Origin of the sequence: Apibacter sp. B3546 (assembly GCF_009827885.1) — a bacterium.
Taxonomy (GTDB): Bacteria; Bacteroidota; Bacteroidia; order Flavobacteriales; family Weeksellaceae; genus Apibacter.
On the sequence record NZ_WINW01000002.1, the window covers coordinates 226997 to 253839 of the forward strand.

General features: G+C 30.4%; 23 protein-coding genes. 5 read left to right on the top strand and 18 right to left on the bottom strand.

Annotated elements, in window-relative coordinates:
- Window positions 1–249: 249 nt before the first annotated feature.
- The 14 genes from fabD to GFU93_RS01205 form a co-directional block, all read right to left on the bottom strand.
- A complete protein-coding gene (gene fabD, locus GFU93_RS01140; protein ID WP_160566347.1) occupies window positions 250–1137 on the bottom strand; it encodes an ACP S-malonyltransferase in 888 nt (295 codons plus the stop codon).
- Between the two features lie 56 nt (window positions 1138–1193).
- Window positions 1194–2927 (bottom strand): LysM peptidoglycan-binding domain-containing protein, encoded by a 1734-nt coding sequence (locus GFU93_RS01145; RefSeq protein WP_160566350.1) that lies wholly within the window; start codon window positions 2925–2927, stop codon window positions 1194–1196.
- Between the two features lie 36 nt (window positions 2928–2963).
- On the bottom strand, window positions 2964–4562 hold the full coding sequence (bshC, locus tag GFU93_RS01150; protein WP_160566353.1) for a bacillithiol biosynthesis cysteine-adding enzyme BshC: 1599 nt from the start codon (window positions 4560–4562) through the stop codon (window positions 2964–2966).
- A 345-nt stretch (window positions 4563–4907) separates the two neighbouring features.
- Window positions 4908–5777 carry a peptide chain release factor N(5)-glutamine methyltransferase gene (gene prmC, locus GFU93_RS01155; RefSeq protein WP_160566356.1) on the bottom strand — a complete coding sequence of 290 codons (870 nt, stop codon included), beginning with the start codon at window positions 5775–5777 and terminating at the stop codon, window positions 4908–4910.
- 94 nt (window positions 5778–5871) lie between these two features.
- Window positions 5872–9204, bottom strand: a complete 3333-nt coding sequence (gene secA, locus GFU93_RS01160) for a preprotein translocase subunit SecA (protein WP_160566359.1) — start codon at window positions 9202–9204, stop codon at window positions 5872–5874.
- A 97-nt stretch (window positions 9205–9301) separates the two neighbouring features.
- Window positions 9302–9523, bottom strand: coding sequence for a DUF2795 domain-containing protein (locus GFU93_RS01165; protein ID WP_055424695.1), 222 nt, complete (start codon window positions 9521–9523; stop codon window positions 9302–9304).
- Window positions 9524–10052: 529 nt separating this feature from the next.
- Complete coding sequence (locus tag GFU93_RS01170) at window positions 10053–10631, bottom strand: porin family protein (protein ID WP_160566362.1); 579 nt, start codon at window positions 10629–10631, stop codon at window positions 10053–10055.
- 40 nt (window positions 10632–10671) lie between these two features.
- On the bottom strand, window positions 10672–11544 hold the full coding sequence (gene sucD, locus GFU93_RS01175; RefSeq protein WP_160566365.1) for a succinate--CoA ligase subunit alpha: 873 nt from the start codon (window positions 11542–11544) through the stop codon (window positions 10672–10674).
- A 35-nt stretch (window positions 11545–11579) separates the two neighbouring features.
- Window positions 11580–12491 carry a UDP-3-O-(3-hydroxymyristoyl)glucosamine N-acyltransferase gene (locus GFU93_RS01180; RefSeq protein ID WP_105297764.1) on the bottom strand — a complete coding sequence of 304 codons (912 nt, stop codon included), beginning with the start codon at window positions 12489–12491 and terminating at the stop codon, window positions 11580–11582.
- 49 nt (window positions 12492–12540) lie between these two features.
- Window positions 12541–13107, bottom strand: a complete 567-nt coding sequence (efp, locus tag GFU93_RS01185) for an elongation factor P (RefSeq protein WP_105297765.1) — start codon at window positions 13105–13107, stop codon at window positions 12541–12543.
- Between the two features lie 33 nt (window positions 13108–13140).
- The gene (gene lpxA, locus GFU93_RS01190) at window positions 13141–13929 is read right to left on the bottom strand and encodes an acyl-ACP--UDP-N-acetylglucosamine O-acyltransferase (RefSeq protein WP_105297766.1); all 789 of its coding nucleotides are present in this window, start codon (window positions 13927–13929) and stop codon (window positions 13141–13143) included.
- A 4-nt stretch (window positions 13930–13933) separates the two neighbouring features.
- A complete protein-coding gene (locus tag GFU93_RS01195) occupies window positions 13934–15337 on the bottom strand; it encodes a bifunctional UDP-3-O-[3-hydroxymyristoyl] N-acetylglucosamine deacetylase/3-hydroxyacyl-ACP dehydratase (protein ID WP_160543103.1) in 1404 nt (467 codons plus the stop codon).
- A gap of 25 nt (window positions 15338–15362) precedes the next feature.
- Window positions 15363–16382 carry a UDP-3-O-(3-hydroxymyristoyl)glucosamine N-acyltransferase gene (gene lpxD, locus GFU93_RS01200; protein ID WP_160566368.1) on the bottom strand — a complete coding sequence of 340 codons (1020 nt, stop codon included), beginning with the start codon at window positions 16380–16382 and terminating at the stop codon, window positions 15363–15365.
- Between the two features lie 41 nt (window positions 16383–16423).
- Window positions 16424–17653 (bottom strand): HD domain-containing protein, encoded by a 1230-nt coding sequence (locus GFU93_RS01205; protein ID WP_160566372.1) that lies wholly within the window; start codon window positions 17651–17653, stop codon window positions 16424–16426.
- 57 nt (window positions 17654–17710) lie between these two features.
- On the opposite strand from GFU93_RS01205, the gene GFU93_RS01210 reads away from it, so the two are divergent.
- The 3 genes from GFU93_RS01210 to GFU93_RS01220 all read left to right on the top strand — a co-directional run bounded on the left by GFU93_RS01210 (window position 17711) and on the right by GFU93_RS01220 (window position 20839).
- A complete protein-coding gene (locus tag GFU93_RS01210; protein WP_160543106.1) occupies window positions 17711–19255 on the top strand; it encodes a bifunctional response regulator/alkaline phosphatase family protein in 1545 nt (514 codons plus the stop codon).
- Between the two features lie 272 nt (window positions 19256–19527).
- Window positions 19528–20085, top strand: a complete 558-nt coding sequence (locus tag GFU93_RS01215; protein ID WP_160566375.1) for a hypothetical protein — start codon at window positions 19528–19530, stop codon at window positions 20083–20085.
- A 133-nt stretch (window positions 20086–20218) separates the two neighbouring features.
- Window positions 20219–20839 (top strand): DUF4230 domain-containing protein, encoded by a 621-nt coding sequence (locus GFU93_RS01220; protein ID WP_105297772.1) that lies wholly within the window; start codon window positions 20219–20221, stop codon window positions 20837–20839.
- A gap of 75 nt (window positions 20840–20914) precedes the next feature.
- On the opposite strand, the gene GFU93_RS01225 is transcribed toward GFU93_RS01220, so the two are convergent.
- The 4 genes from GFU93_RS01225 to GFU93_RS01240 all read right to left on the bottom strand — a co-directional run bounded on the left by GFU93_RS01225 (window position 20915) and on the right by GFU93_RS01240 (window position 24681).
- A complete protein-coding gene (locus GFU93_RS01225; protein ID WP_160566378.1) occupies window positions 20915–22165 on the bottom strand; it encodes a DUF1015 domain-containing protein in 1251 nt (416 codons plus the stop codon).
- A gap of 63 nt (window positions 22166–22228) precedes the next feature.
- Window positions 22229–23182: a D-2-hydroxyacid dehydrogenase gene (locus GFU93_RS01230; RefSeq protein WP_160564961.1), complete on the bottom strand. Its 954-nt coding sequence runs from the start codon at window positions 23180–23182 to the stop codon at window positions 22229–22231.
- Window positions 23183–23204: 22 nt separating this feature from the next.
- Complete coding sequence (serC, locus tag GFU93_RS01235; protein WP_160566381.1) at window positions 23205–24269, bottom strand: 3-phosphoserine/phosphohydroxythreonine transaminase; 1065 nt, start codon at window positions 24267–24269, stop codon at window positions 23205–23207.
- Between the two features lie 61 nt (window positions 24270–24330).
- Window positions 24331–24681 (bottom strand): 4Fe-4S dicluster domain-containing protein, encoded by a 351-nt coding sequence (locus tag GFU93_RS01240; RefSeq protein ID WP_105297776.1) that lies wholly within the window; start codon window positions 24679–24681, stop codon window positions 24331–24333.
- Between the two features lie 65 nt (window positions 24682–24746).
- Here GFU93_RS01240 and GFU93_RS01245 point away from each other — a divergent pair, with 65 nt between their 5' ends.
- Window positions 24747–25781 (top strand): acyl-CoA reductase, encoded by a 1035-nt coding sequence (locus tag GFU93_RS01245; protein WP_160566383.1) that lies wholly within the window; start codon window positions 24747–24749, stop codon window positions 25779–25781.
- Between the two features lie 114 nt (window positions 25782–25895).
- Window positions 25896–26783 carry a 4-hydroxy-tetrahydrodipicolinate synthase gene (gene dapA / locus GFU93_RS01250; RefSeq protein ID WP_160566386.1) on the top strand — a complete coding sequence of 296 codons (888 nt, stop codon included), beginning with the start codon at window positions 25896–25898 and terminating at the stop codon, window positions 26781–26783.
- The last annotated feature ends 60 nt before the right edge of the window (window positions 26784–26843 follow it).

Consider the following 26843-nt stretch of genomic DNA (forward strand, 5'->3'; position numbering starts at 1 on the left):
ATAAATTAAATTAAATGTTTAATTATAGCTTTTACTAAAGCAAATTAATTATATCCGTATAAAACTTTAATGAATTTTTGTTTAATCTGTTTTAAAAATTTTTATATACATATATTCTAAATGGTGATAATATAAAGATTTAAAATCTTTTTGTTTTAAAAAAAGTTAATGATTTATCGTTAAAAAATATTCTTCATAAAAAAAGAGATCTTAATATAAGATCTCTTTTTTGTATTCTATTTAATTTTTTTAATTAGAAAGTGAGGAAACTTCAACGGAACTGTCAATTTTTTTAATTAATCCTTGTAAAACCTTTCCCGGACCGGTTTCTGTAAATACCGAACAATTATCTTGTATCATGTTACGAATTATTTTTGTCCAGTTTACCGGAGAGGTCAATTGTTTAATAAGATTTTCTTTTATTTCCTCAATATTGGTAACAGCTTTACTAGTATAATTCTGATATATTGGGACACTGGGTGTATTAAATTTAGTTTTAAGAATAACTTCTTCTAATCTTTTCTCGGCACTTTTCATAAGTGGTGAATGGAAAGCCCCGCTAACGGGTAGCAAAATTGCTCTTTTAGCCCCTTTTTCTTTTAAAGTTTCACAAGCTTGTTTAACTGCCTCTGTGTTTCCTGATATAACCAATTGCCCCGGACAATTATAATTAGCCGGAACTACAATATTATTTTCAGAGGATATCTCCTGACATACCTTTTCGACAGTTTCATCATCTAAACCTATAACCGCTGCCATCGAAGAAGGATTTTCTTCACAAGCTTCTTGCATCGCCAAGGCTCTTTCGTAAACTAATTTTAAACCGTTATCAAAAGACAGGACTCCATTTCCAACTAATGCAGAAAATTCTCCTAAGGAATGCCCTGCTACCATTTCAATTCGGGCATTTTCATTAACTTTAGCAGAAGCGATGGAATAGATAAAAATTGCAGGTTGTGTTACTTTTGTTTGTTTTAGTTGTTCTTCGGTTCCCTTAAACATGATATCAATGATATTAAACCCTAATATATCATTAGCAGAGTTCATCATTTCTTTAATATCAGCTCTGCTCTCATATATTTCTTTTCCCATGCCTGGGAACTGAGAACCCTGTCCGGGAAATACTAATGAATTCATTAATTTTTTTTAATATTAAGTATTTTATTGTTAAATGTAATTTTGTTTGTTCTAAGTTATTTTAATAATTGAATAATTCTAGCTTCTTGATTAACCCAAGCTCCATTTTTATTTATTCTTCTAAAAGAATATTTATTGCTGACTTGTTTACTTTCAGCTTTCATAATTGCGTTAGATAAATTCCCTTTTTCATCAACACGACTCAAAATATCATAGGTTACATCAAAACCGGTAATAGCATATTTATCCGGTATATGACAATATTTTTTCTTATATAAATTCATCATTTTTTGTTCATTAAAACCAAATTCATTTACATAATTTGTATCTAAATATAACAATCCGAAATTTATAAGTTTTTCTTCGTATTTTTTATTATCAAACAAAGAAGAGTAAAATAAAGAAATAGGTTGTACTTGGTTAGTTTCAAAACTAGTTATCGTATCCAAATATTTATTTATTACCGGATCTTGATTTGAAATTAATAGCGCATAAATTTTATTATATTCTTCAGTAACTAAATTCTGATCCGGTTTAATATCTTCTGCATTTTTAGTTAAAATTACTTCAGCATTATTTTTTCTATCTTTAATTAATGATTGAATAAATTGAGCCGTTTTAAAATGTTCCTCATCATATACTATATATATTTTTTCGTTGGAATATTTTTTTAACATTTCATCAGTTACTTTCTCTGCTAATATTTGATCTTTTGTATTATATAAAATTAAATTTTCGTGTTCATCTAGGTCATCGCTGGAAGAAAATGGAGAAATTATCGGAATTTTTTTAATTTTATCTGCTAGGGTTAATAAGTTCGATTTAAATAAAGGGCCTATTATAAGATTGGTATTCGAAAAATCATAGGTATTTACAATTTCTCTGAATTTATTATCATTACTTGTGTCAAATATTTTTACATGAACTCTTTTTCCTCTATTGGACAAAGAATCCAGTGCAAGTTTAACTCCTGAATAAAATTGAGTAGCTATACGTCTTTCCGCATTAACGGACGATTCTCCGGTATGGAAAGGCAAAAATAAAACCACATTTACTCCGTCTTTTCTAAATTCACTATCGGCTTGACTTGATGATTGATCTTTAGCATCATTCTGTAAATCATTTTCAGGTAATTTATTTTTACTTAAGATATCTGATTCCTTATCTTTCTGGTTTTCAATATTTTCTTTTTTATTAGTTTCTATTGGATCATCTTTTGCCGAAATCAACTCTTTTTTATCTTTTATGTTGATTTCTTCTTTTGAATCTGAATTATTTATTTTTAAATCTTCCTGATCCTTTTTATCTTCACTATAAACATGATTATAAGCATTTGAATTTTCCAATGAGGAATTGGCAGGAATTTTTAAAATTTCACCAATTTTGGGACCGTTCTTATCCATAGTCGGATTAAGAGCTATTATGCTTTTAATTGTAGTATGATACTTTTTACTTAATCCGTATAACGTTTGTTTAGGCTCAACGGTAATATAAAAATAATCTAAATTTTGTGAATTTTCTATATTTTGTATGTTATTAACAGTGTTGGACGTTAAATATTCATTCGCTTTAGGTAAAGCTATTTTATCCGGTATAATAAGAATTTCCCCTATCTGAAGCGTACGGCTATTTAATTGAGGATTTACTTTTTTTAAATCATCAATGGAAACATTGTATTTTTTACTTAACCCATAAAGCGTTTCTTTCGCCATAACAGTATGTTTTTGCTGTTGCGAAAGCATCAAGGAACTTATAAATAATAATAGCAGCGTATTAAATTGCTTTTTCATTTCTAAATAACTTTGTTGCAAATGTAATTAAATTATTTATTTCCCTTTTTCTAAATTAAATACTGTTACAATATTTTGAAATTCTTTGATTTCATTATATATTCGAGCTAAAAATTCAGATCCCATTGTGGCATAATAAAATGAAAAATTATAGACCCTTTCCTGCCAACTACCTTCAGGAAATAATTCTTCATATAATTTTTCAAAATTATACACAATTTCTTTATGTTTTAATCTATTTGCTTTATAAAAACGTTTGTTTATTTTTTCCAACCCATTGAGTTGCTTTTTCTTTTGAGCCATAATCATATTTTCCCAACTAGGATCTGTATTGGCAGATTCTTTCAATAAATCATCGAAAATTTCTTTTAAACGATTTTCGTACTTTGCAAAATCAAATATATAGGATGAATTTTGAGTTACTAGGGTATTAATTGTTTGTTCTTTAGGAAGAAATAAATGATTGATATTCAAAGAAAGTTTTTTCATTCTTTTTTCTTGATTGTCATTAATCAATAAAAAGGAATTTCTTGGCACCAATATAGGAAAGGGAATATTTTGTGCAGAAAAATAATCTTTAAGTTCCATCCAATATGCAATTTCTGCATTTCCACCAACATAGGCAACGTTAGGCAATATGACTTCCTGATACACCGGTCTCATTAATGCATTGGGACTGAAATTTTCGGGATGTTTATCTATTTCTTCCAGTATTTCAACTTCACTAAAATTTTTACAGCTTCCTAAAATATAATATTTACCATTGGTTTCATCTATACGGTTTCTTTCTTTATTTTTATGATAAAAAAAATTAATTTTTCTCGGATTTACTTGTATTTTATAATGATTCGATTTTAATTTTTCGATTGTTTTTGAAATGATTTGGAAAGATTTTTTTTCCTTGATGTCATCTTTAATAAAAGGTATAAACAATTTTTTTAAAGATTCTGTATTACCATCTATAAACAATAGACCATATTCTTTAAACAATTCATTAACTAAAATTCGAGTGGCATTTGAAAGATTATCCGCAGTATAATAGGATTTTTCAATAATCTCTCTTAAATCCTTTCCAAAAGGATAATATTTTAATTCTTCATAAAAATCGGATAGGACAGTTTTTAATCCACCGGTTGAAATTTCACCAACATAATCATGATGTTTCTCATTCCAACTTATAAATTCTCTATTAAAATTAAAATGATTTATTTCCTCAAAATCATGATCTTCCGTAGCCATCCAGAAAATTGGAATAAATTTAAATTCCTCTTGTCTTTCATTCATCGTGTCACATAATTTTATTACCTGTAAAATTTTATAGATGAAATATAACGGACCGGTCATTAAATTTAGTTGATGACCTGTTGTGATGGTTATTGAATTCGCTAAACTAAGATTTTTTAGATTGATTGTTTGCTTTTCAGACAATTGTAAATTTTTTAACTGTCGTTGCAATTCATCAATTAACTTTTCCCTGTGTTTATAATTGGAAATTTTTTCTCTAGCCTGTATAAGTAAAGATTCAGGTGATAAATTTCTTCCATAAAAAGATGCGATTTTTTCCTCCTTAGTTATATAATCTTTAATTAATTGAGAATTTCCGGGAATATCGGCAATGTTAATCTGATTTTTCACAATTCAAATTTACAATAAATTTTGTCAGATAAAAACTACACTTTTGTATCTAAATAGTAATGACAAAGATTAAGTTTTTAACCTTATTTACTGTAAATAAAATAATTGTGCCAAACATTTACACTATCTATATTAATATATATTAATTATTAACATTATATTCTTATAAAAGTAAGGTTTGGAAAAGGCAGGAGGATCTAATCTTACTATTTAAGAAAAAGAACGTTCTATGACTTTGGCTGACTAAGAACCTGCGATGATGAATTTTGATGGAAAATGAAATGCTACTTCAAAAATAGATATTTTAACTTTTTTAATACAATTACACACTATATACTTACTTATTTAAAAAACTATCTCTTTAGCCTTAATCATCCTAAAATTACCGGATATATCTTGTTTTAACTCAACGTAATTAAAGTATTCCAAAAACAGTTGTCTGGTTTTTTCTCCTAAATCTTGATTAATTTCAACATATACTCTTCCTTGTGGCTTCATGTTTTTTAGTGAAAAATCTATTATACTCCTGTAAAAAACCAATGGATCATCATTCGGCACAAATAAGGCTTTGGATGGTTCATGATTGACTACCCTACTTTCCATACCTTCTTTTTCATATTCTCTGATATAGGGAGGATTGGATACAATAATATCATACTTTTCAGTATTCTTTATTAGGTGACCCGTATTAAGTAAATCAGCCTGTATAAAATCTACCTGTACTTGATTGCTTTCTGCATTTTTTTTGGCCAAATTTATAGCCTTTTCGTCAATTTCAAGTGCAGATACTTTTGCTTTTAAGTTTTTAGCTAATGCAATAGCAATACATCCACTTCCGGAACATAAATCAATGATATTCAACTCTTCATTTTTATTTTCAAAGTCATTGCAAATCCAAGATACCAATTCTTCTGTTTCCGGTCTGGGAATCAACACATGGGAATTTACAGAAATTTTACAGCCGTAAAATTCCGTATAACCTACCACATATTGGTAAGGCATACCGCTAATTAAATGAAATAAGGCTGTTTGAAAAAGTGTAGATTTTATTTGAGAATCTTCTTGCATTTCATCCAATCCTAATTTTAAGGTAATTTTATCTTTATGCAAATATGTTTCTGCCAACGCATAAAAAATAATATCTATTTCTTTAAGTGTATATTGCGAAGAAAGATTTTTAATAAACTCGTTTCTAATTTCTGCTAATGATTTCATGCTAAATATGCATTTAGGTTTTAATTTTTTTTATAAAAAACCGGAATAATAAAATATTATTATTCCGGCTCAATGTTCTAATATTTTTTAGAGGTTATTCATCCTCTTGATCTACCAATATCCAACTTCCCTCCTCTATAAGACTTTGCGCTTGTTTAAATTTCAAAGATTTAACTTCTCCGGTTCTCAAATTACGTACATGTACCATTTCATTTCTTCCGATCTTGTTTACACGTAATGGTTCGGAAACCGGCTTTTCTTGAGTCTGTTTTTCATCATTTTCAACAAACTCTCTGCTCTCAACCACTTTTTGTTTTACTTCACGAGCTTGTTCTATTTTTGATTCTTCAGGTTCAGATGGTAAACCTCCTTTGAACAAGAAAGAGATAATTTCTTTATTGGTTTTATCTAACATATCCCTAAATAAAGCAAAGGATTCTTGTTTATAAATAACCAACGGATCTTTTTGTTCGTAAACGGCAGATTGTACAGACTTTCTTAATTCATCCATCTCTCTTAAATGTTCTTTCCAATTTTCATCTATTAATGCTAAAGTAATTCCTTTTTCAAAGTCTTTTAATAAAGCTTTTCCTTCAGAATTGTAAGCATCTTCTAAATTGGTGGTTACATTTAATACTTTTGTACCGTCAGTAAAAGGAACGGAAATATTTTTAAATGTGTTTCCTCTTGCTAAAAAGACGTTAGATATGATAGGATACAACTGTTGTGCCGTATTTTCTAATTTTTCTTTATAAAAAGCTTCTGCTTGTTCAAAAACTTTATCAACAAGTTCTTTTTCAGATAATCTGTTAAACTCTGCTTCATCTACAGGAGTATCCATAGCAAACACTGTTGCTAACTCAAACTCAAAATTTTTATAGTTTTTATCTTGTTTATTGTCTCTTACTAATAAAGCAGCAGTATCATAAATCATGTTAGCGATATCGATACTTAACTTCTCACCAAAAAGAGCATTTTTACGTCTGCTGTAAATTACTTCCCTTTGTTTATTCATTACATCGTCATATTCCAACAATCTTTTACGAATTCCAAAGTTATTTTCTTCAACTTTTTTCTGAGCTCTTTCAATAGAGTTAGTGATCATAGAATGTTGAATTACATCTCCTTCCTTATGCCCTAATCGATCCATCATTTTAGCTATTCGATCAGAACCGAATAAACGCATTAAGTTATCCTCTAGAGAAACATAGAATTGAGAAGATCCCGGATCTCCCTGACGACCGGCACGACCTCTTAACTGTCTGTCTACCCGTCTAGAATCATGTCTTTCCGTACCAATAATAGCTAACCCTCCTGCGGCTTTAACTTCATCCGTTAACTTAATGTCGGTACCCCTTCCTGCCATATTGGTAGCAATAGTTACTACTCCCGGATTTCCCGCTTCTGCAACAATGTCTGCTTCTTTTTTATGTAATTTTGCATTCAATACATTATGTGGTATTTTTCTTAATTTTAAAGCTTTGCTTAATAATTCGGAAATTTCTACAGAAGTAGTTCCCACTAATACCGGTCTTTTATCTTCTTGAGATAAACGTATCACCTCATTTAAAACGGCATTGAATTTTTCTCTGTTGGTTTTATAAACTAAATCTTGTTGGTCGTTTCTAATTACAGGTTTGTTGGTAGGAATAACCACTACATCTAATTTATATATTTCCCAAAATTCTCCGGCTTCCGTTTCGGCAGTACCGGTCATACCTGCCAATTTATTATACATTCTAAAGTAATTCTGTAAAGTAATTGTAGCAAATGTTTGTGTTGCTGCTTCGACTTTTACATTTTCTTTAGCTTCTAAAGCTTGATGCAATCCATCAGAATAACGACGGCCTTCCATAATACGTCCGGTCTGTTCGTCAACAATTTTAACTTGCCCGTCAATTACAACATATTCTACATCTTTCTCAAACAAAGTATATGCCTTGAGCAATTGACTTAAAGAATGAATACGTTCGGATTTGATAGCAAAGTATCGTAAGAACTCTTCTTTTTCTTTATGTTCTTCTTCTTTGGATAAGTTTTTATTTTCAATATCGGCAAATACAGTTCCTAAATCTTCTAATACAAAAAAGTTAGGATCGGAATTTCCTTTTGACAAAAATTCAATTCCTTTATCGGTAAGCTCTACCTGATTATTTTTTTCATCAATTGAAAAATATAAATTTTTATCTGCCTCAGGCATCATTCGGTTATTATCCGATATAAAATAAGCTTCAGCTTTTAACAAAATAGCTTTGTTCCCTTCTTCTGAAAGGTATTTAATTAAAGGCTTATGTTTAGGTAATCCTCTATATACTTGATATAATTTATAGCCTCCTTCTTTTTTATCTCCAGAAGCTATTAATTGTTTTGCTTCCTGAAATAATTTTGAAATTTCATTTTTTTGAGCCGTAAAAATGGTTTCAACAACCGGTTTTAATTCCTGATATTCTTGTTTATCTCCTTGAGGTACCGGACCGGATATAATTAATGGCGTACGTGCATCATCTACTAGAACGGAATCTACCTCATCGACAATGGCATAATTAAGTTCTCTTTGAACTAAGTCATTTGGAGAATTTGCCATATTGTCACGTAAATAATCGAATCCAAATTCATTATTAGTTCCGTAAGTAATATCAGCAAGATAAGCTTGTCTTCGAGATTCTGAATTGGGTTGATGGTTATCAATACAATCTACTTTTAATCCATGAAATTCAAACAAAGGAGCCATCCATGCGGAGTCCCGTTTTGCTAAATAATCATTAACTGTTACTACATGAACTCCACGTCCCGGTAGAGCATTCAAATACATAGGAAGTGTTCCTACTAATGTTTTCCCCTCACCGGTTGCCATTTCAGCAATTTTTCCTTGATGTAATACCGTTCCTCCTATATACTGAACATCATAATGAATCATGTCCCATTTTACTTCTTTACCCGCCGCATTCCAATAATTTCTCCATACGGCTTTATCTCCTTCAATGGTAACATACTCTTTAGTTAATGCCAATGTTTTATCAAAATCGGTGGCTGTAACGGTAATAGTGTTGTTTTCAGCAAATCGACGGGCTGTTTCTTTAATTAAAGCATACGCTTGAGGAAGTATTTCTTCCAATATTCTTTCTTCTACTTCGTAGGATTCCTTCTCAAATTTCTCAATCTCGCTGTATAATCGCTCTTTTTCGTCTATATTATCAACATTTTGAGTTTGTTCTTTTAATTCTGCAATTTTATTTTTAAGATCAAAAGTTGCTTGAGATATTTTTTCTTTAAACTCAATGGTTTTAAATCTTAGATCATCAAAAGATAAAGAAGAAATACTTTCTTCTTCCTTTTTAATTTTGTCCAGATATTTATTTAATTGTGCAAGATCTTTTTTATGTTTATCCCCAATAAATAATTTGAGGACTGAATTTAATATATTCATTATATGTAATTAATTTGTACGTACAAATGTACTAAAAAAAAGCTTTTTTAGTATGAACTATGAAAAGTAAAGCCCTAAACGAGCTAGGGCTTATAAATTAGTATTCATCTTCGTTCCAGAGGAAATCATCATCAGTCGGATAATCCGCCCATATTTCTTCAATGCTATCGTAAATCTCGCCCTCATCTTCAATTGCCTGTAGATTTTCAACTACTTCCAAAGGGGCGCCGGTTCTGATGGCATAATCAATTAATTCATCTTTTGTGGCGGGCCACGGCGCATCACTTAAATAAGACGCTAATTCTAAGGTCCAATACATAAGGTAAAATTTATATTATGATTAATTTTTCCTTCCACACATCAAACTTCAAGCCAAATTTTTTAATCCCATTTTTTATTTCTATTTAATACAAATAGTTTCAATTTATAATCTAATTATTATAGTATTTGAGATAATTTGTTCACTTAGTTTATTGGATTATAATCGTCAATAATTTTTATCAAGTTGACTATTATATAGGTCAGACAATATATAAAAGTGGTAATTATTGTATTTAAAATATAAATTATTGAACTATTATATATAAAAATATTAATATTATTTTTATAAAAAGTGTCCTTTAATTTAAATAATACATATTTTAAAAAAAATGTTGCAATTTAAAAAAAATAATAGCTGAAAATTTTCTGTCACAAATGTCATATATTATAACTGACAATTTTTCATAGACAAAGCTTAAAGCTGTCGGTATTTTAGATCAAATATTTTAAAAACACAAAGAGTTATAAGCATAAAAAATGGGATTAAACAAAATTAATCCCATAAATATATTTTTATTTATATTTAATTAATCAAAAATATAGGCAAAACCTAAAGCAATTACTGATGTATTTTGTTTTTGGTAAAATTTATCATAAATATCCATAAAACCGTAATTATAACGAACGAAAATTTCTGATTTTCTAACAATACTATATCCTAAACCTACTGATATGGATGTATCAAGATTCTTAGGGTTGGATCCGTATCGCTTTTTTTCTAAGTCTTTATCTTTTTGGGATATTAATATTCCTAATTGAGGACCAACTTCTGCAAAAAATTCGTTTTCGGATTCTGATAAATATGCCCTAAAATAAATCGGTATGTTTATATAATTTTGAAAAAATTTAGCCTTCGTTTGATTTCCTGACAGATTAATCTTATCTTTTTCCCCTTGCATGGAATATGATATCTCAGGCTGTATGAAAAACCGATTATAATAGTCTAATTGAATTTGGGCTAAAACACCGATAGATGCTGCATTTCTACTGCTGGATTCTTTATGTATATTGGAAACACTTGTATTTTGAAGTGTTCCTCTTACACCAAATCTTACTTGCGAATAAGACAAAATCGGAATTAATAATAAAAGAACGCTTTTTCTCATAAATATATAATTTTTTGGTTTGTTGCTGTGCAAAAAATACCTAAACGAATATTTTGCCTACCGTTTTTCCTATATCTGCAGGAGAGTTGACAACGTGGATACCGCATTCAGCCATAATTTTCATTTTTGATTGTGCTGTATCATTTTCTCCTCCAACAATAGCCCCGGCATGACCCATAGTTCTTCCTTTAGGTGCAGTAATTCCTGCAATAAATCCGACAATAGGCTTGGTTATATTATTAGATTTATACCATAATGCCGCATCTACTTCCAGTTGACCTCCAATTTCCCCTATCATAACTATACATTCTGTATCTTTATCTTCGATAAGTAGTTGCAAGGCATCTTTAATAGATGTTCCTACGATAGGATCTCCACCAATTCCAATTGCGGTTGAAATCCCATACCCGGCTTTAACCACTTGGTCAGCAGCTTCATAGGTTAGCGTACCTGATTTAGAAACTATACCGACTTTTCCTTTTTTAAAAATAAAACCGGGCATGATTCCAACTTTTGCCTCTTCCGCTGAAATAATTCCCGGACAATTAGGGCCTATTAATGTGCAATCGTACGATTTAAGATAATTTTTAACTTGAACCATGTCTTCAACAGGAATACCTTCTGTAATGCATATAATAACTTTTATTCCGGCTTGTGCTGCTTCCATAATCGAATCTGAAGCAAACGCAGGGGGAACAAATATGATGGAGGTATTAGCCCCTGTCTGGTCGATAGCTTCCTTAACTGTATTGAAAACAGGTCTATCCAAATGGGTTGTTCCTCCTTTTCCCGGAGTTACTCCTCCAACCACTTGGGTTCCGTATTCAATCATTTGTTCTGCATGAAAAGAACCTTCTTTACCTGTATATCCTTGAACAATTACTTTGGAATTTTTATCAACCAAAACAGACATATCTATAATTTAAAGATGAATAATTAATTCAATTTTTATTTGGCTAATCTTTTGAGTGTAGCCATTTCTTTTAATTTCTTTTTAGCTTCTTCGGCAGGGTAACCAAAATAAGTTTTTCCTGCTTCCAAATTTTTAGAAACTCCCGATTGTGCCAATATCACAGCTTTTTCTCCCACAGTAAGTGAAGAGGCAAATCCTGCTTGTCCCCATATGCTCACTTCATCTTGAATATTACAACAACCGGCAATACCTACTTGAGATGCTATTAAGCATTTTCTTCCAATAACGGTATCATGTCCCACTTGTATGAGATTATCCAATTTTGAACCTTCACCGATAATGGTAGAAGCTGTAACTCCTCGGTCGATAGTACAATTCGAACCAATTTCAACATTATCTTCTATTATAACATTACCTACGGATTTCAATCGATCATAATAACTTCCGCGGTTTTTATAATAAAAGCCATCACCTCCAAGTACCGTTCCTGATTGTATAACGACATTATTACCTATTTCAGTATAATCATGTATGGTAACATTTGGAAAAATTACACAATCATTGCCAATTTTTACATGTTTACCAATGTAAACTCCCGGTTGTATAACGGTGTTTGTACCAATTTGAACGTCATCTGAAATTAACTTATTTTGAGGCGTAAATTTTACAAAATAATCATTGATTTTATTAAAATCTCTGAAAGGATCATCAGATAAAAGGAGAGCTTTATTTTTCGGACATTCAACCTTTTTATTAATCAAAATTACACTTGCTTCGCTGCGTAATGCTTTGTCATAATATTTGGGATGGTCTACAAAAACTATTTCTCCTTCTTTTACGCGGTGAATTTCGTTAGTTCCATAAATTGGAAAGTCATCTTTTCCAATATATTCACATCCTATAATTGATGCAATGTTTTTTAGTGTAAATGATTTTGGAAATTTCATGATATTAAATAAAAATGATAGGTAAATATACGAATATATTTAATCTTTTCTAATCTTTTACTCTTTCGATATAAGAGCCGTCATCTGTATTAATTTTTATTTTTTCACCGGCCTCAATAAATAGGGGCACTAAAACTTTAGCTCCGGTTTCAATGATTGCATTTTTAAGCGCATTGGTAGCTGTGTTTCCTTTAACGCCGGGTTCTGCTTCTATTACTTCCATGATAACACTTGCCGGTAATTCTGCTGACAATGGTGTTTCATCTTCTTCTTTAAGAATAATCATAACCTCCTCTCCTGCTTTCATAAATTGAGCATTTTCAATCAAATTTTTATCTATATAAATTTGAGAAAAATCATCGTTATTCATGAAATGAAAACCATGATCGTCATCATATAAATATTGATATTTGCGAGTAATAACTTTTACATCTTCTATTTTACTACCTGCTGAAAAGGTATTATCAACAACTTTTCCTGATGTTAAAGATTTTAATTTAGTTCTTACAAAAGCAGGGCCTTTACCCGGTTTAACATGTAAAAACTCAATTACTTTATAGATGTCATCATTAAAATTGATACAAAGTCCCTTTTTTATATCTCCCATTCCAGCCATATGTATATAATTTAAATTTTTTTACTACTATTTTTATAATCCTTGAGCGTTAAATCCTCTCATTACCCCCCTCATACTTGATTGTATAAATTGGATGATTTCATCTCTTTCAGGGGTGGCCTCAAATTCAGCTTCTACTACTGATAAGGCCTGTGTGATATTCAATTTGTTTTGAAAAATAACTCGATAAATGTTTTGTATTTCCGCAATTTTATCGGAACTGAAACCTCTCCTTCTTAGTCCTACAGAATTAATACCAACATAGGACAATGGATCCCTGGCAACTTTTACAAAAGGGGGAATATCTTTCCTTACAAGTGATCCTCCGGTTACAAATGCATGATTACCAATGGAACAAAATTGATGTACAGCTGTCATTCCTGCCATTACAACGTAATCTCCTACAGTTATGTGTCCTGCCAAGGTGGTATTATTAGAGAATATACAATTATTTCCTACTTCGCAATCATGTGCGATATGGGAATAAGCCATTATCAGACAATTTTCGCCTATAACTGTTTTCATTTTATCTGAAGTACCTCTACTTACAGTAACGCATTCTCTCAGTACAGTATTATCTCCTATAATCGTTAAAGATTTTTCACCTTTATATTTTAAATCTTGAGGTTCTGCTGAAATTACTGCTCCGGGAAATATTTTACAATTTTTCCCAATTCGAGCTCCCTCCATAATAATGACATTAGAGCCTATCCATGTTCCTTCTCCAATTTCAACATCTTTATAAATCGATGAAAATGGTTCAATAACAACATTCTTTGCAATTTTTGCATCGGAATGTACAAAAGCTAATGGTTGAATCATTTTTCTATTCCTTCTCTTCTTTGGTTTTCGCTACTTGAGCCATCATTTCTGCTTCAACAACCATATGTCCATTACAGTATCCATATCCTTGCATATGTACAATTCCTCTTCGTATAGGTTCTAATAAGTCAATTTTAAAAATTAAGGTATCTCCGGGTATCACCTTTCTTTTGTGCTTCACATTATCTAATTTAATCAAGTAGGTAGAGTAATTTTGAGGATCATCTACATTTTCGAGCACAAAAATACCTCCTGTTTGAGCCATAGCTTCAATTTGTAATACTCCCGGCATAACAGGTTCATTAGGAAAGTGACCTACAAAAAAAGGTTCATTAATAGTTACGTTTTTAACTCCGATTATATGTTTATCATCAACTTCCATTATTTTATCCACCAATAAAAATGGAGGACGATGGGGAAGCATTCTCATGATATCTTTTATATCGTATACCGGTTCTTTTTGCAAATCAATTTCCGGTATATTTTTTCTTTTAAATAATTTATATAATTTATTTAATTTTTTTGCGAACTGTGTATTGCAATGGTGTCCGGGCTTGGTAGCTATGATTTTAGCTTTTAATCGAACACCTACTAAGGTTAAATCACCAATGACATCTAATAATTTATGTCTTGCTGCTTCATTAGGATAGTATAAGGTCACATTATCTAATATTCCGTTAGGTCTTACACTAACTTCCGGTTGATTAAATACAACTTTTAGTTTATCCAGGGTATCCGGGGAAAGTTCTTTATCTACATAAACAATGGCATTATTAATATCTCCGCCTTTTATTAATCCGGAGTCTAATAAAGTTTCCAGTTCATGAAGAAAACTGAAGGTCCTGGCATTGGCAAAATCAGATTTAAAATCTTGAATACTTTTCATGGTAGCATTTTGTGTTCCCAATACTTTCGTACCAAAATCTACCATAGTTGCTACTTCAAAGTGATCGGAAGGTATTGCAGTAATCTCTGAGCCTGTTTCCGGATCTGTGTAAGAAATTATTTCTTTTATTGTGAAGTATTCTCTGTTAGCTTCTTGTTCAACTACACCGGCTTTTTCAATAGCTTCTACAAAAAATTTAGATGAGCCATCCATAATAGGAGGTTCTGAACTATCCATCTCAATATATGCATTGTCCAAATCCATTCCGGTTAATGCAGCTAATACATGTTCACAAGTATGTATTTTTACTCCTTTTTTTTCTAAAACGGTACCTCTTTCAGTAGAAGTCACATAGGTTGCATCGGCTTCAATAGTAGGTTGCCCTTCCAAATCCACCCTAACAAAAATAAATCCTGTGTTTACAGGTGCAGGTTTAATTGTCATGACAACTTCTTTACCTGTATGCAAACCTTTTCCTTTTAATGTAAACTCCTGTTTAAGTGTCTTTTGCTTATCTGACATTTTATATAAATTACTAGTTAAAGATTTACTTTTTACCTTTTTCTAACTTCTCTAATCTATTGACTATTTCAGGAAGTTTTTTAAAGTATATAAAACTTTTTTGATATTTTAAATATTGTATTGCAGGAGAACCGAATAGTCTTTGGTCATCTTCTACATCATTAGTTATCCCGCTTTGTGCTTGAACTATAACTCTATTTCCTACATTTAGATGTCCGGAAATTCCCACCTGTCCACCGATCATACTCCATTTTCCTAATTTTGAAGAACCTGCTATACCTGCTTGAGCTGCTATAACTGTATGTTCTCCAATTACTACATTATGTGCTACTTGTATTAAATTATCTAATTTAACTCCTTTTTTGATAATTGTTGATCCTATGGTGGCTCGGTCAATAGAACAATTCGATCCTACTTCTACATTATCTTCAATAATAACATTACCTAATTGAGGTACTTTTTCGTATCCTTCGCTTGTTGGCTGAAATCCAAAACCGTCTCCTCCTATTATAGTTCCTGCATGAATTGAACAATTATTACCTATTACACAATCATCATAAATTTTAACTCCGGGACCTAAGTAACAATTATCCCCGATACTAACATTTTCACCTATAAATACATGAGGGTAAATTTTAGTATTGTTACCTATTTTCACATGATTTGATATATAAGCAAATGCCCCTACATAAACATCTTCCGATAAAGTTGCAGATTGAGATATAAATACAGGACTTTCAATACCCTGTTTTTTTATTTTCATCTCATTATAAATAGTCAATAATTTATTGAAAGCTGAATATGCATTTTCCACAACAATAATAGTTGGTAAATTGGAAATGTCCTTCGGTAATAGTTCTTTTGATATAATAACAATAGAAGCTTTGGTATTTTTTAAATATTCCTGATATTTTTCTCCTCCTAAAAAGGTTATGGTACCGGGCTTACCATCTTCTATTTTAGATATATAAGATACTTTTTCCTGGGGGTTACCTTTTATAACCCCATTTACTAAATTTGCTACTTGTTCAGCGCTAAATTCCATGATTGGCAAATGTAAACATTTTATTATGATTATAAAAATCTTTATTTAACACCACTAATTTCTCTGGGTATACATATATGATAACGAGTTATTTTCTTTCTTAAATCTTTAACTAAGACTTGATTATCTGCTTTTTGTAATTCCAAAATTTCCCCATTTTTTAAAAGTAATTTGATCGGGTCTTTGGTATCGTTGTATGCTAATACACTTAACTCTTTTTGGTGTACAAAATACCCTGCATCTTGTACGGAATATAATTTTTTAACTTCATTTTTTATTTGTTCTACTTTTTCATTTGAAATAGGTTCTGAAATTATAAGTGATGAGGGTAATTTTCTTTGAATAATGAATTGACTTAATAAACTCAATGTTTTGTCTTCGTGAGACTGCCATAATTTCAAGGCTGAAATTACATCAGAATCATCAAGCTGAGCGAATTTCTCCAAATCCATTTTGTTAATTTCAATAAAGTCAGATTTTTCCAAAAAATATTGCAAAACATCGGAAGAAGGAACATTTTTACCTTTTTTTACCAATTGTTTGGCTCTTTTTAAAGCTTCAATTAAATATATTTCGGCAGTTACCGATGTTTTATGGAAATATACCTGCCAATACATAAACATTCTCGATGTCAAGTATTTCTCTATTGAATAGATTCCTTTACCATCAATTACTAATTCATCATTAACTACATTCATCATAGTTATAATCCTTTCTGAATTTACATTCCCTTCAGAAACTCCGGTGAAGAAACTATCTCTTTTTAGATAATCCAATCGATCTAAATCTATTTGACTTGAAATTAATTGATGGAAAAATTTACGAGGATATTTATTTAAAAAAATATCAATTGCTAATGATAATTCATTATTAAACTCCTCATTTAATAATTTCATAAAAGTGATTGAAAGTTTTTCGTGATGTATTCCTTCCAACAATGTTGATTCAAGTGCATGAGAAAAGGGTCCATGTCCTATGTCATGTAATAATATAGCTATTAAAGAGGCTCTTTCTTCTTCTTTTGAAATTTTAACGCCTTTATCTTTAAGGACTTTATGGGTAATTTGCATTAAATTGATACACCCTAAGGCATGTAGGAATCTCGAATGTGTAGAACCGGGATAAACATAATAGCTTAAGCCTGTTTGAGATATCCGTCGTAACCTCTGAAAATAGGGATGTTCAATGATATCAAATAGTAAATCATCGGATATGGAAACAAATCCTAATACCGGATCATTAAAAATTTTCCTCTTATTTATTTTTTCCAATAGGCATATTTTTTGTACATTAATGCAAAATTAATGTAAATAAATAACTATATAGGCATGGGTAAAAAAATATTATGGATTGATGACGAAATAGAACTATTGGAACCTCATATAATTTTTTTAAAAAACAAAGGATATGAGGTTATTTATGTCAACAATGCAGCTGAAGCCTTAGAACTGATTCCCATAAACAATTTTGACGCAGTTCTGCTTGATGAAAATATGCCCGGTATTGGCGGTTTAGAAGCTCTACAAAAGATTAAGGAAATAAAATCGAATTTACCTGTAATTATGGTAACGAAAAATGAAGCTGAAGATATTATGGAAGAAGCTATTGGCGAAAAAATCACAGATTATATCCTTAAGCCTGTTAATCCCAATCAAGTATTGATAAGTTTAAAGAAAATACTTAAAAGCGATGAGATAATCGAGAAAAAAACGGTTCAAAATTATCAACAGGAATTTCGAAAGATTTCAATGGACTTAATGTATGCTCAATCGTATGAAGATTGGATTCAACTTTATTTAAAACTTATTCAATGGGATATTAGTTTTGATAAACTTTCCGATGTTGAAATGAGTGCTATTTTAAGCAATCAAAAGGATGAAGCAAATAGTTTGTTTGCAAAGTTTATAGAAAATAATTATCATGATTGGTTGCATTCTGAACAAAAACCGATCATGTCTCATACTGCATTCAATGATGTCGTTAGACCGGTTATTAACAAACATAAAAAGGTTTTGCTCTTAATGATCGATAATTTGCGTTATGATCAATGGAAAATTATTGAACCATTATTTTCTAAGTATTTTAATTCTGTAACTGAGAAATCCTATTTTAGCATTCTTCCTTCAGCTACTCAATATGCAAGAAATTCTTTTTTTGCCGGATTACTACCTTTAGAGATTGAAAAAAAATTTCCTCAATATTGGATAGGCGAGAATGATGAAGAACATAAAAATCAATATGAGAGTGAATTATTAACAGCTCAGCTTCAGCGTTTAGGGCTAAAAAATATTAGAAATAAATATTTTAAAATTTTAAATGCTGAATTTGAGAAAAAAATTTCAGATGAATTTAAACATCACAGCAGTAATGCAGATTTTATCACTATCGTTTATAACTTTATAGATATTCTTTCTCACGCGAAAACCAACAATAATATTGTCAATGAGTTAATCAGGGATGACAAAACATTCCGATCCTTGACTTATACTTGGTTTGAAAATTCAAGCTTATTAAAAATAATTCAATCCGCCGCGGAAGAAGGGTTTAAATTGATCATTACAACCGATCATGGTACCATTTATGTGAAAAAACCTAGTAAAGTAATTGGCGATAAAGAATCATCCACCAATCTTAGATATAAATTAGGAAAAAACTTACAATATGATGAAAAAGATGTTTTTGCCGTGAGTGATCCGGAGGATTATTTTTTACCAAAAGTTAATTTAAACTCAAAATATATTTTTGCTAAAGAAAACAAATTTTTTGCTTATCCAAAAAATTATAACCATTATGTTAATTACTATAAAGATACCTACCAGCATGGTGGGATTTCACTTGAGGAAATGATAATTCCTATAGCTGTTTTGGAATAAACAATTATAATATTCCATCTAAACACAGTTGCTTAAACTAACAACATTTAACATACAAACATATATTTAATTATTTATGATAAACTAGTAAGCATTATCTTTTATTCTTCATTTTAATGCTTGATACTATATAATTAAATACTTAAATTTTATATTTTATACTATTGGTATTTGTAAGTTAAATTTTGTGAAATTATGTTATATTAAATGTTTGAACTATTCTTTTAAAGATAATAGACGGAGATTTGTATATTTACCAAAATTATATTTATATGAAGTTTAAACAATCCCTTATTTTTATATTTATTTTAACTATACTTATAAGTTGTAGAACATCCGATAAAATGATTGTTAATAAAAAGCTTACCGATCCGGAGGGAGAAACCATATTATTTGGTCAAATAACTAGAGATGCCTTGAAACAATCTGATTTTAATTCATGGTATACAGACGAATATAATTCCTATGTTCCTGATCGTAATGTTATAAATAAAATAAAAAATAAATTAAAAATATATAAAATTGAAATATATTTTGGAACTTGGTGCAGCGACACTCATGAGCAACTTCCTCGATTTTTAAAAATCCTGGATGTAACCAATTATCCTCAAAGGAAATTAAAACTTTATGCTTTAAATCGTAAAAAAGAGAGTTTGTATGGCGAACAAAATCAAAAGAATATAGTTAGTATACCTACTTTTATACTCTACAAAGCCAATCATAACCCAAAACGCAGTGATATAGAAATTGGCAGAATAGTTGAATCTCCAAAAGAATCCCTGGAATTAGATTTATACAAAATTCTAACAGGAAAAGAATTTAAACAATAGTATATTAATATACTATTGTTTAAATCAAATAAAAATCCTACATAAAATTATTCCATTCACGCCTTAAACTCTTTTTTATTTTATTATCTTTTTGCATGATTTATGCACTATTATTAACACTAAAAAATATATAATGATAATCCTTAAATTTTTAAAAAAATATTTTATATCCATAGTATTTTTAATCTTAGGTTTATTACTATTTATATTTATTTTAAGACAATCGGGTAAAGAAAATGTAAAATCTGAAACCAGAATTATAAATCATGAAATTCAGCGTTTGAATAAAATGATTGTTATTGAACAAAATTATTCTTCATTTAAGACTAAAAAGTATAATAATTTTAATCCTAAATATTTTGATTTTCTAAATAAAAATATTGTATTGTACATTACTGCCATGGCTCAAGTAACGTATGATATGAAAAAGATGAAAATTGAGGTAGACTCAGCTCATAAAACAGTACATATTTTGTCAATACCCGATCCCGAATTACATGTATATCCAGATGTTGAAATTTATAATATGGAAACCGGTTTTTTAAATGATTTTTCAAAATCTGAACTTAATGAAGTAATGGAAGAAGGGAAAAAAGATATAACTAAAGAAGTTCAAAAATCTAATATACAATCTTTAGCTAAAAAACAATTAATTTCCAATCTGAAAGAATTGTATAACATGGTAAAACTTAATAATTGGAAAATTATTGATGACACCCCTTATGCCGGTCAAATACAATCAATGAAAGATTAATTGAGTTTGGATAATTACAAAATTTTATCCATCGACTCATGGATATGAATTTTGATTATAATAATTTGTTATTATTTATTTCATGTTTACCATGATCATACCCGTAGGAAATTTAGGTTCAATATAGGTGATTTTATCGGGTAATTTTTCTCCTAATTCCAACACTTTTTGTAAGTCGGAAAATGAAGGAGGATAAAAACCAAATCCTATTGTAAAATCACCCGTATCTACTTCTTCTTTTATTTTTTTTATCCCTTCAATACCGTTGGATCCTTTTATATAAGATACTAAATTCATTTCTTGTGTGGAATCCTTTATATTAAAAATCCTTTCTAAGATAAAGGTATTAAATAAATACGTATCAATAGAACCTAATCCTTCCTTCATTCCCCTAAATTCGTGTTTAATGTATAAACCAAAAAACTCTCCGTCTATGTACATGCTTATATGATGTTTATGTGAGGGAAAATAGGGTTCCTTGCCTTTATGATTAATAGTAAAATGTTCTTCCAGTTTTGAGAAAAAATCTTTTTTGGTTAACCCGTTTAGTGATTTTATTAATCTATTATATTCTATAATTTTTAAGTTTTGACCTGAAACTAATAAAGATAATACTTGATGGTTTTGTTCAAATAAGAAATTTTTAGTTTTACTTTTATCTTTAATCTTGTCTGAGTGTTTTATAGCTCCCATCAACCGGTAATATCCATCGGCTAAATATAAAGAAGGCAAATTGGAAACAACGTCTTTAAATTGTGATAATTTTAATCGGTTATCTATTCTCCATAATCTATGTGAAACCTCCATTTCATCCTCAAAATGGATAAATGGTTTACTTTTCATTTCTAAATCCATTAATATCTCTATTTTGGAATTGGATTCATAACAAAGTAATATCGGATTAGTTTGCAAATAGGTGGTATCTAAAAATTGGGTAAATCCATTGACTTTTGTTTCATTAGTAGGCGAAGGTACTTTTATATTTTTTCCTTTAAAATCATCCACAGAGATTAATCCTATAACTCCTCTAAAGGTTTCTCCGGATTTTTTTTTCTGCTCATAAATATAAAATGAGGCAGGATCATGATCAAGCAAATTGTCTTTCACATAATCCTCATACCTTTTTCTTATCTTTTTTAAACGATTTTCCAAAGGACTTTCTCCTTTGAAAAAAATCGGTTTAATAAGATCGATATAAGAAGGAGTTTTGCCTCTTAGTTTCATTCTTATTTGCTCATCAGAATATATATCCGGCGAATACATGGGAAAATCTTTGATATCTTCCTCTTTAGCATGTATTCCTTTAAAAGGTTTAAAACTTAACATATAAGACCATTTAAGAACAATGTAAGAACTAAATAAAATTTTTAATGTATATTGTTTACAATACTATTTTTTTGCTAATTCAATAATTTGATCAGCTAATTCCATACCTACCCTTTCTTGAGCTTCTTTGGTATTTCCTCCTATATGTGGAGATAAAGATAGTTTAGGGTTCATTAATAAAGTAATTTCGGGTTTAGGTTCTTTTTCAAAAACATCTAATGCCGCTCCGAATATTTTATCTTCATTTAAGGCATTAATTAAGGCTACTTCATCGATAATCCCCCCTCTTGAAGCATTTACAATAATTGCATTTGGCTTCATTTTATTTAGTTCTGCTTCTCCAATTATATATTTATTTTGTTTAGGAATATGTACAGAAATAACATCAGAATTTTTAATGACTTCTTCCATAGGAACTGTGGATATTTCAAAATGAACTTGTTGACCGTCAAAGAAATCCAATGTAATTGTTTTAGTGATGTCATTTACATCAGAAACCAATATTTTCATTCCTAAACTCAATCCTATTTTGATAACTTCCACCCCGATTCGTCCGAAACCGATAACTCCTAAAGTTTTACCTCCAAGCTCCATAGCTCCTGAATAAGACTTTTTTAATGCTGCAAAATTCGTGTCTCCTTCCAAAGGCATGTTACGATTAGAATCTTGCAAATATCTGTATAGGCTAAACATATGTGCAAACACCAATTCTGCGACAGATCTGGAAGATGCAGCCGGAGTATTAATTACATGAATTCCTTTTTCTTTGGCATATTGTACATCTATATTGTCCATGCCTACTCCTCCTCTACCAATAATTTTTATTGACGGACACTGATCTATCAGTTCTTTTCGTACCTGAGTAGCACTTCTAACTAATAATACATCAATGTTGTTATCATTTATAAAGTTAGCTAATTGTTCTTGAGCTACTTTATGGTTTAAAACTTCATGTCCTTCTTTTTCTAAAAATTCGATCGCAGATAAAGAAATGCCATCGTTAGGTAATATTTTCATTGTAATACTTTTAAATTAATTTTTAAGCGGTTTTTTCAAGTTCTTTCATAACATTAACTAACACTTGTACCCCCTCTAAAGGCATGGCATTGTAAATGCTGGCTCTGTATCCTCCTACTGTTCTGTATCCTCCCACACCTACAATATTTGCATCTTTCCACATTTGATCAAATCGGGCTTTATGTTTTTCTTCATCGTTCAAAAAGAAACATACATTCATAGGCGATCTGTCTTCTTTCACACAAACACCTCTAAATAACGGATTTCGATCGATTTCATTATATAACAATTCCGCCTTTTCTTTATTTTTTTTCTCAATGCCTTCTGTTCCTCCTTGTTTCTCCAACCAGCGTAAATTTAATAAGGTGGTGTACACTGCAAAAACGGGTGGAGTATTAGCCATGCTTTCTTTGGCAATATGAACTTCATAATCTAAATAAGAAGGTAAATTTCTTCCTGTTTTTCCCAAAAATCTTTTATCCACAATAACCAGCGTAACTCCTGCCGGACCAAGATTTTTTTGAGCACCTGCATACAATACAGCAAATTTATTATAATCGATATTCCTGCTTAAAATATCCGATGACATATCACATACTAAAGGTATATCAGTATCAGGAAATGTTTTTATTTCTGTTCCGTAAACCGTATTATTAGTGGTTATATGTAAATAATCAGCATCAGAGGGTACCACATAATCTTTAGGAATATAGGTATATTTATCTTGTTTAGATGAGGCAACAACTTCTATATTACCGATTTTTTCTGCTTCTTTAATTGCCATAGATGCAAAATTTCCACTGTCAATATAAGCCGCTTTCGATTTAAGCAGATTATAGGGAACCATAGAAAATTGCAAACTGGCTCCTCCTTGTAAATATAAAACTTCATGATTATCATCCAACTTCATTAATTTCTTAGCTAGCGATCTAGCTTCTTCCATGATAGCTATAAAATCTTTACTTCTATGAGATATTTCAATTAAAGAGATCCCGTTATTATTAAAATCCAATATAGCCTGAGAGGCTTGTTGAATAACTTCTTCCGGTAAAGTAGAAGGTCCTGCACTAAAGTTATATTTTTTCATTATTTAATAAATATAATGTTTTTATCTTATTGAGAAATAAAGTAAATGCGTACAACTTCTATTAAGAAGGATGTAAAAAATCTTTTTTAGCGTGTAGTTCTTCATTACTTTCAACATGAGCATCATCCGGAACACAACAATCGACAGGACATACAGCAGCACACTGGGGTTCTTCATGAAACCCTACGCATTCTGTACATTTGTCAGCAACTATATAATAAATATCGTCAGATATAGGTTTTTGAGGAGCATCCGCATCAATTGAAAGACCACTTTTCGTAACTACCATACCGGTTAAACCTGTTCCTTCAGACAGTTTCCAGTCAACAGCTCCTTCATATATTGCATTATTAGGACATTCCGGCTCACAAGCTCCACAATTTATACATTCATCCGTAATTTTTATAGCCATTATTTAATTTTAATTTACTTTTGTGCAAAATTATACAATTTTTTTCACATTTATCATAAGTAAAAATGAGTTTAAATCAAAGAATAAAGTCGTTAGCTGCCGTAAGAAATATTTTAGATCAATTTCTTACTAAAAACCAGACGGAATCCCCAACATATTCCGAATTTAAAAATAGTATCTCTCTTGCTGAGATAAAAAACCCTTGGTTTACTGAAAACAGCATTCTTTCGGTTTTGACTTATTGGAATAATGTTCTTACTGAAGAAATACTAACCCAATGGTTATCTAACTATACAATAAAATCCGAAGAATCTAAAACAGTTGGATTGGTATTAGCGGGTAATATACCTATGGTTGGATTTCACGACTGTATCAGTACTTTGCTGGCAGGGCATCAGGCAAAAATAAAATTATCATCTAAAGACGCTGTTCTTATCCCTTTTATACTTAACTTATGGAAAGAATTTTGTGAAGAATTGGAATTTGAATGGGTAGATAAACTTCCTCCTTGTGATGCGGTTATTACTACCGGTACTACCAATACTGCCAGATATTTTGAATATTATTTTAAAGATATACCGCATATAATACGTAAAAATAGAACTTCAATCGCTATACTTAATGGGAATGAATCGAAAGAAGATTTGCACGGCCTGGCTGATGATGTATTTTCTTATTTTGGTTTAGGATGCAGAAGTGTTACTCAACTTTTCATTCCTGAGAATTATGATATTAATAAACTCTTCGAAGTTTTTATTTCCTATCAAGATTGTATTAATCATACCAAATATTCGAATAATTACGATTATAATAAAGCGATTTATCTAATGAATCAAGAACTGTTTTGGGATAATAACTTTATACTATTGAAAGAATCTCGAAATTTATTTAGTCCTATAGGCACTCTATATTACAGTACGTATTCGGATGACTCAGAACTTGAAAAATTTATCTCTCAGCATGCCGATTCTCTACAATGCGTAGTGAGTGCCCAACCTTATCAACAATTTAAAACAGTAGCTCCCGGACAGGCTCAAAATCCTAAAATAGATGATTATGCAGATGGAGTTGATACTTTAGACTTCTTATCAAATTTGTAAGATGCTTATTTTTAAGGCCATAAAATAGTTATATCTATCATTCATTTTTTTACATATTTCAATAATTAATAGTATTTTTACTTTTTATAGTATAAAGACAAAATTGTTACTCTTATGAAATCATTACAAGGATTAGGTGTGGCCTTGATTACACCTTTTTGCGAAGATGGGACGGTTGATTTTCCATCCTTAGAAAAATTAGTAAATTACAATATTGAAGGCGGTACCAATTACCTAGTAATTTTGGGTACTACTGCCGAAAATGCTACTTTAAACTCAGAAGAAAAAAAACAGGTAATTGATTGCGTAAAAAAGAGTAACAACAAGAGATTACCTTTGGTTTTGGGTATAGGGGGAAATAATACGGCAGATATATTACATCAAGTTCGTACAACCGATCTGGAAGATTTTACGGCAATACTTTCCGTTTCTCCTTATTACAATAAACCTTCCCAAGAAGGAATTTATCTTCACTATAAAAGCATAGCAGAAAACAGCAACAAACCTATATTACTATATAATGTTCCCGGGAGAACCGGCTCTAACATTGAAGCTGCAACAACCCTACGATTAGCTCAAGACTGCTCAAATATTTTAGGAATTAAAGAAGCAAGCCCAAACTTTTTACAATCCACACAAATTATTAAAGATAAACCATCGGATTTTATGGTGATTTCCGGAGATGATGAATTAGCTTTACCTATGGTATTAGCAGGTGGTTTGGGAGTTATATCTGTTTTAGGTCAAGCTCTTCCCCATGAAGTTTCTCAAATGATGCAACTGGCATTGGAAAGGAAAGTCGATGATGCTTATAGAATTCATTATAAAATTAAAAAACTTTTTGAACTTATCTTTGCTGAAGGTAACCCTTCCGGTATAAAAGCATTATTATCTCTTAAAGGAATTTGTAAACCCTATACGCGTTTACCATTAACTCCTGCGTCTTCTAATCTCATTGAAAAAATAGAAAAAGAATTAGAGAACCTATCCATCTTAGCTTAAATTTTATTGCAATAAGGGTTTATCGAACTATTTATTAGCTGTTTACTTTTAGGTATCATT

Coding starts and splice junctions, on each gene's coding strand:
- GFU93_RS01230 (WP_160564961.1), bottom strand. CDS start 23,182: ATGAAAATATTACCTAACGATGGCATTTCTTTATCTGCGATCGAATTT.
- GFU93_RS01165 (WP_055424695.1), bottom strand. CDS start 9,523: ATGTATTGGACCTTAGAATTAGCGTCTTATTTAAGTGATGCGCCGTGG.
- sucD (WP_160566365.1), bottom strand. CDS start 11,544: ATGTCTGTTTTGGTTGATAAAAATTCCAAAGTAATTGTTCAAGGATAT.
- GFU93_RS01240 (WP_105297776.1), bottom strand. CDS start 24,681: ATGGCTATAAAAATTACGGATGAATGTATAAATTGTGGAGCTTGTGAG.
- prmC (WP_160566356.1), bottom strand. CDS start 5,777: ATGAAATCATTAGCAGAAATTAGAAACGAGTTTATTAAAAATCTTTCT.
- GFU93_RS01195 (WP_160543103.1), bottom strand. CDS start 15,337: ATGTCAGATAAGCAAAAGACACTTAAACAGGAGTTTACATTAAAAGGA.
- GFU93_RS01210 (WP_160543106.1), top strand. CDS start 17,711: ATGGGTAAAAAAATATTATGGATTGATGACGAAATAGAACTATTGGAA.
- lpxD (WP_160566368.1), bottom strand. CDS start 16,382: ATGGAATTTAGCGCTGAACAAGTAGCAAATTTAGTAAATGGGGTTATA.
- GFU93_RS01225 (WP_160566378.1), bottom strand. CDS start 22,165: ATGTTAAGTTTTAAACCTTTTAAAGGAATACATGCTAAAGAGGAAGAT.
- GFU93_RS01180 (WP_105297764.1), bottom strand. CDS start 12,491: ATGAAATTTCCAAAATCATTTACACTAAAAAACATTGCATCAATTATA.
- GFU93_RS01145 (WP_160566350.1), bottom strand. CDS start 2,927: ATGAAAAAGCAATTTAATACGCTGCTATTATTATTTATAAGTTCCTTG.
- lpxA (WP_105297766.1), bottom strand. CDS start 13,929: ATGATTCAACCATTAGCTTTTGTACATTCCGATGCAAAAATTGCAAAG.
- efp (WP_105297765.1), bottom strand. CDS start 13,107: ATGGCTGGAATGGGAGATATAAAAAAGGGACTTTGTATCAATTTTAAT.
- GFU93_RS01245 (WP_160566383.1), top strand. CDS start 24,747: ATGAGTTTAAATCAAAGAATAAAGTCGTTAGCTGCCGTAAGAAATATT.
- dapA (WP_160566386.1), top strand. CDS start 25,896: ATGAAATCATTACAAGGATTAGGTGTGGCCTTGATTACACCTTTTTGC.
- fabD (WP_160566347.1), bottom strand. CDS start 1,137: ATGAATTCATTAGTATTTCCCGGACAGGGTTCTCAGTTCCCAGGCATG.
- GFU93_RS01215 (WP_160566375.1), top strand. CDS start 19,528: ATGAAGTTTAAACAATCCCTTATTTTTATATTTATTTTAACTATACTT.
- GFU93_RS01220 (WP_105297772.1), top strand. CDS start 20,219: ATGATAATCCTTAAATTTTTAAAAAAATATTTTATATCCATAGTATTT.
- secA (WP_160566359.1), bottom strand. CDS start 9,204: ATGAATATATTAAATTCAGTCCTCAAATTATTTATTGGGGATAAACAT.
- GFU93_RS01170 (WP_160566362.1), bottom strand. CDS start 10,631: ATGAGAAAAAGCGTTCTTTTATTATTAATTCCGATTTTGTCTTATTCG.
- serC (WP_160566381.1), bottom strand. CDS start 24,269: ATGAAAAAATATAACTTTAGTGCAGGACCTTCTACTTTACCGGAAGAA.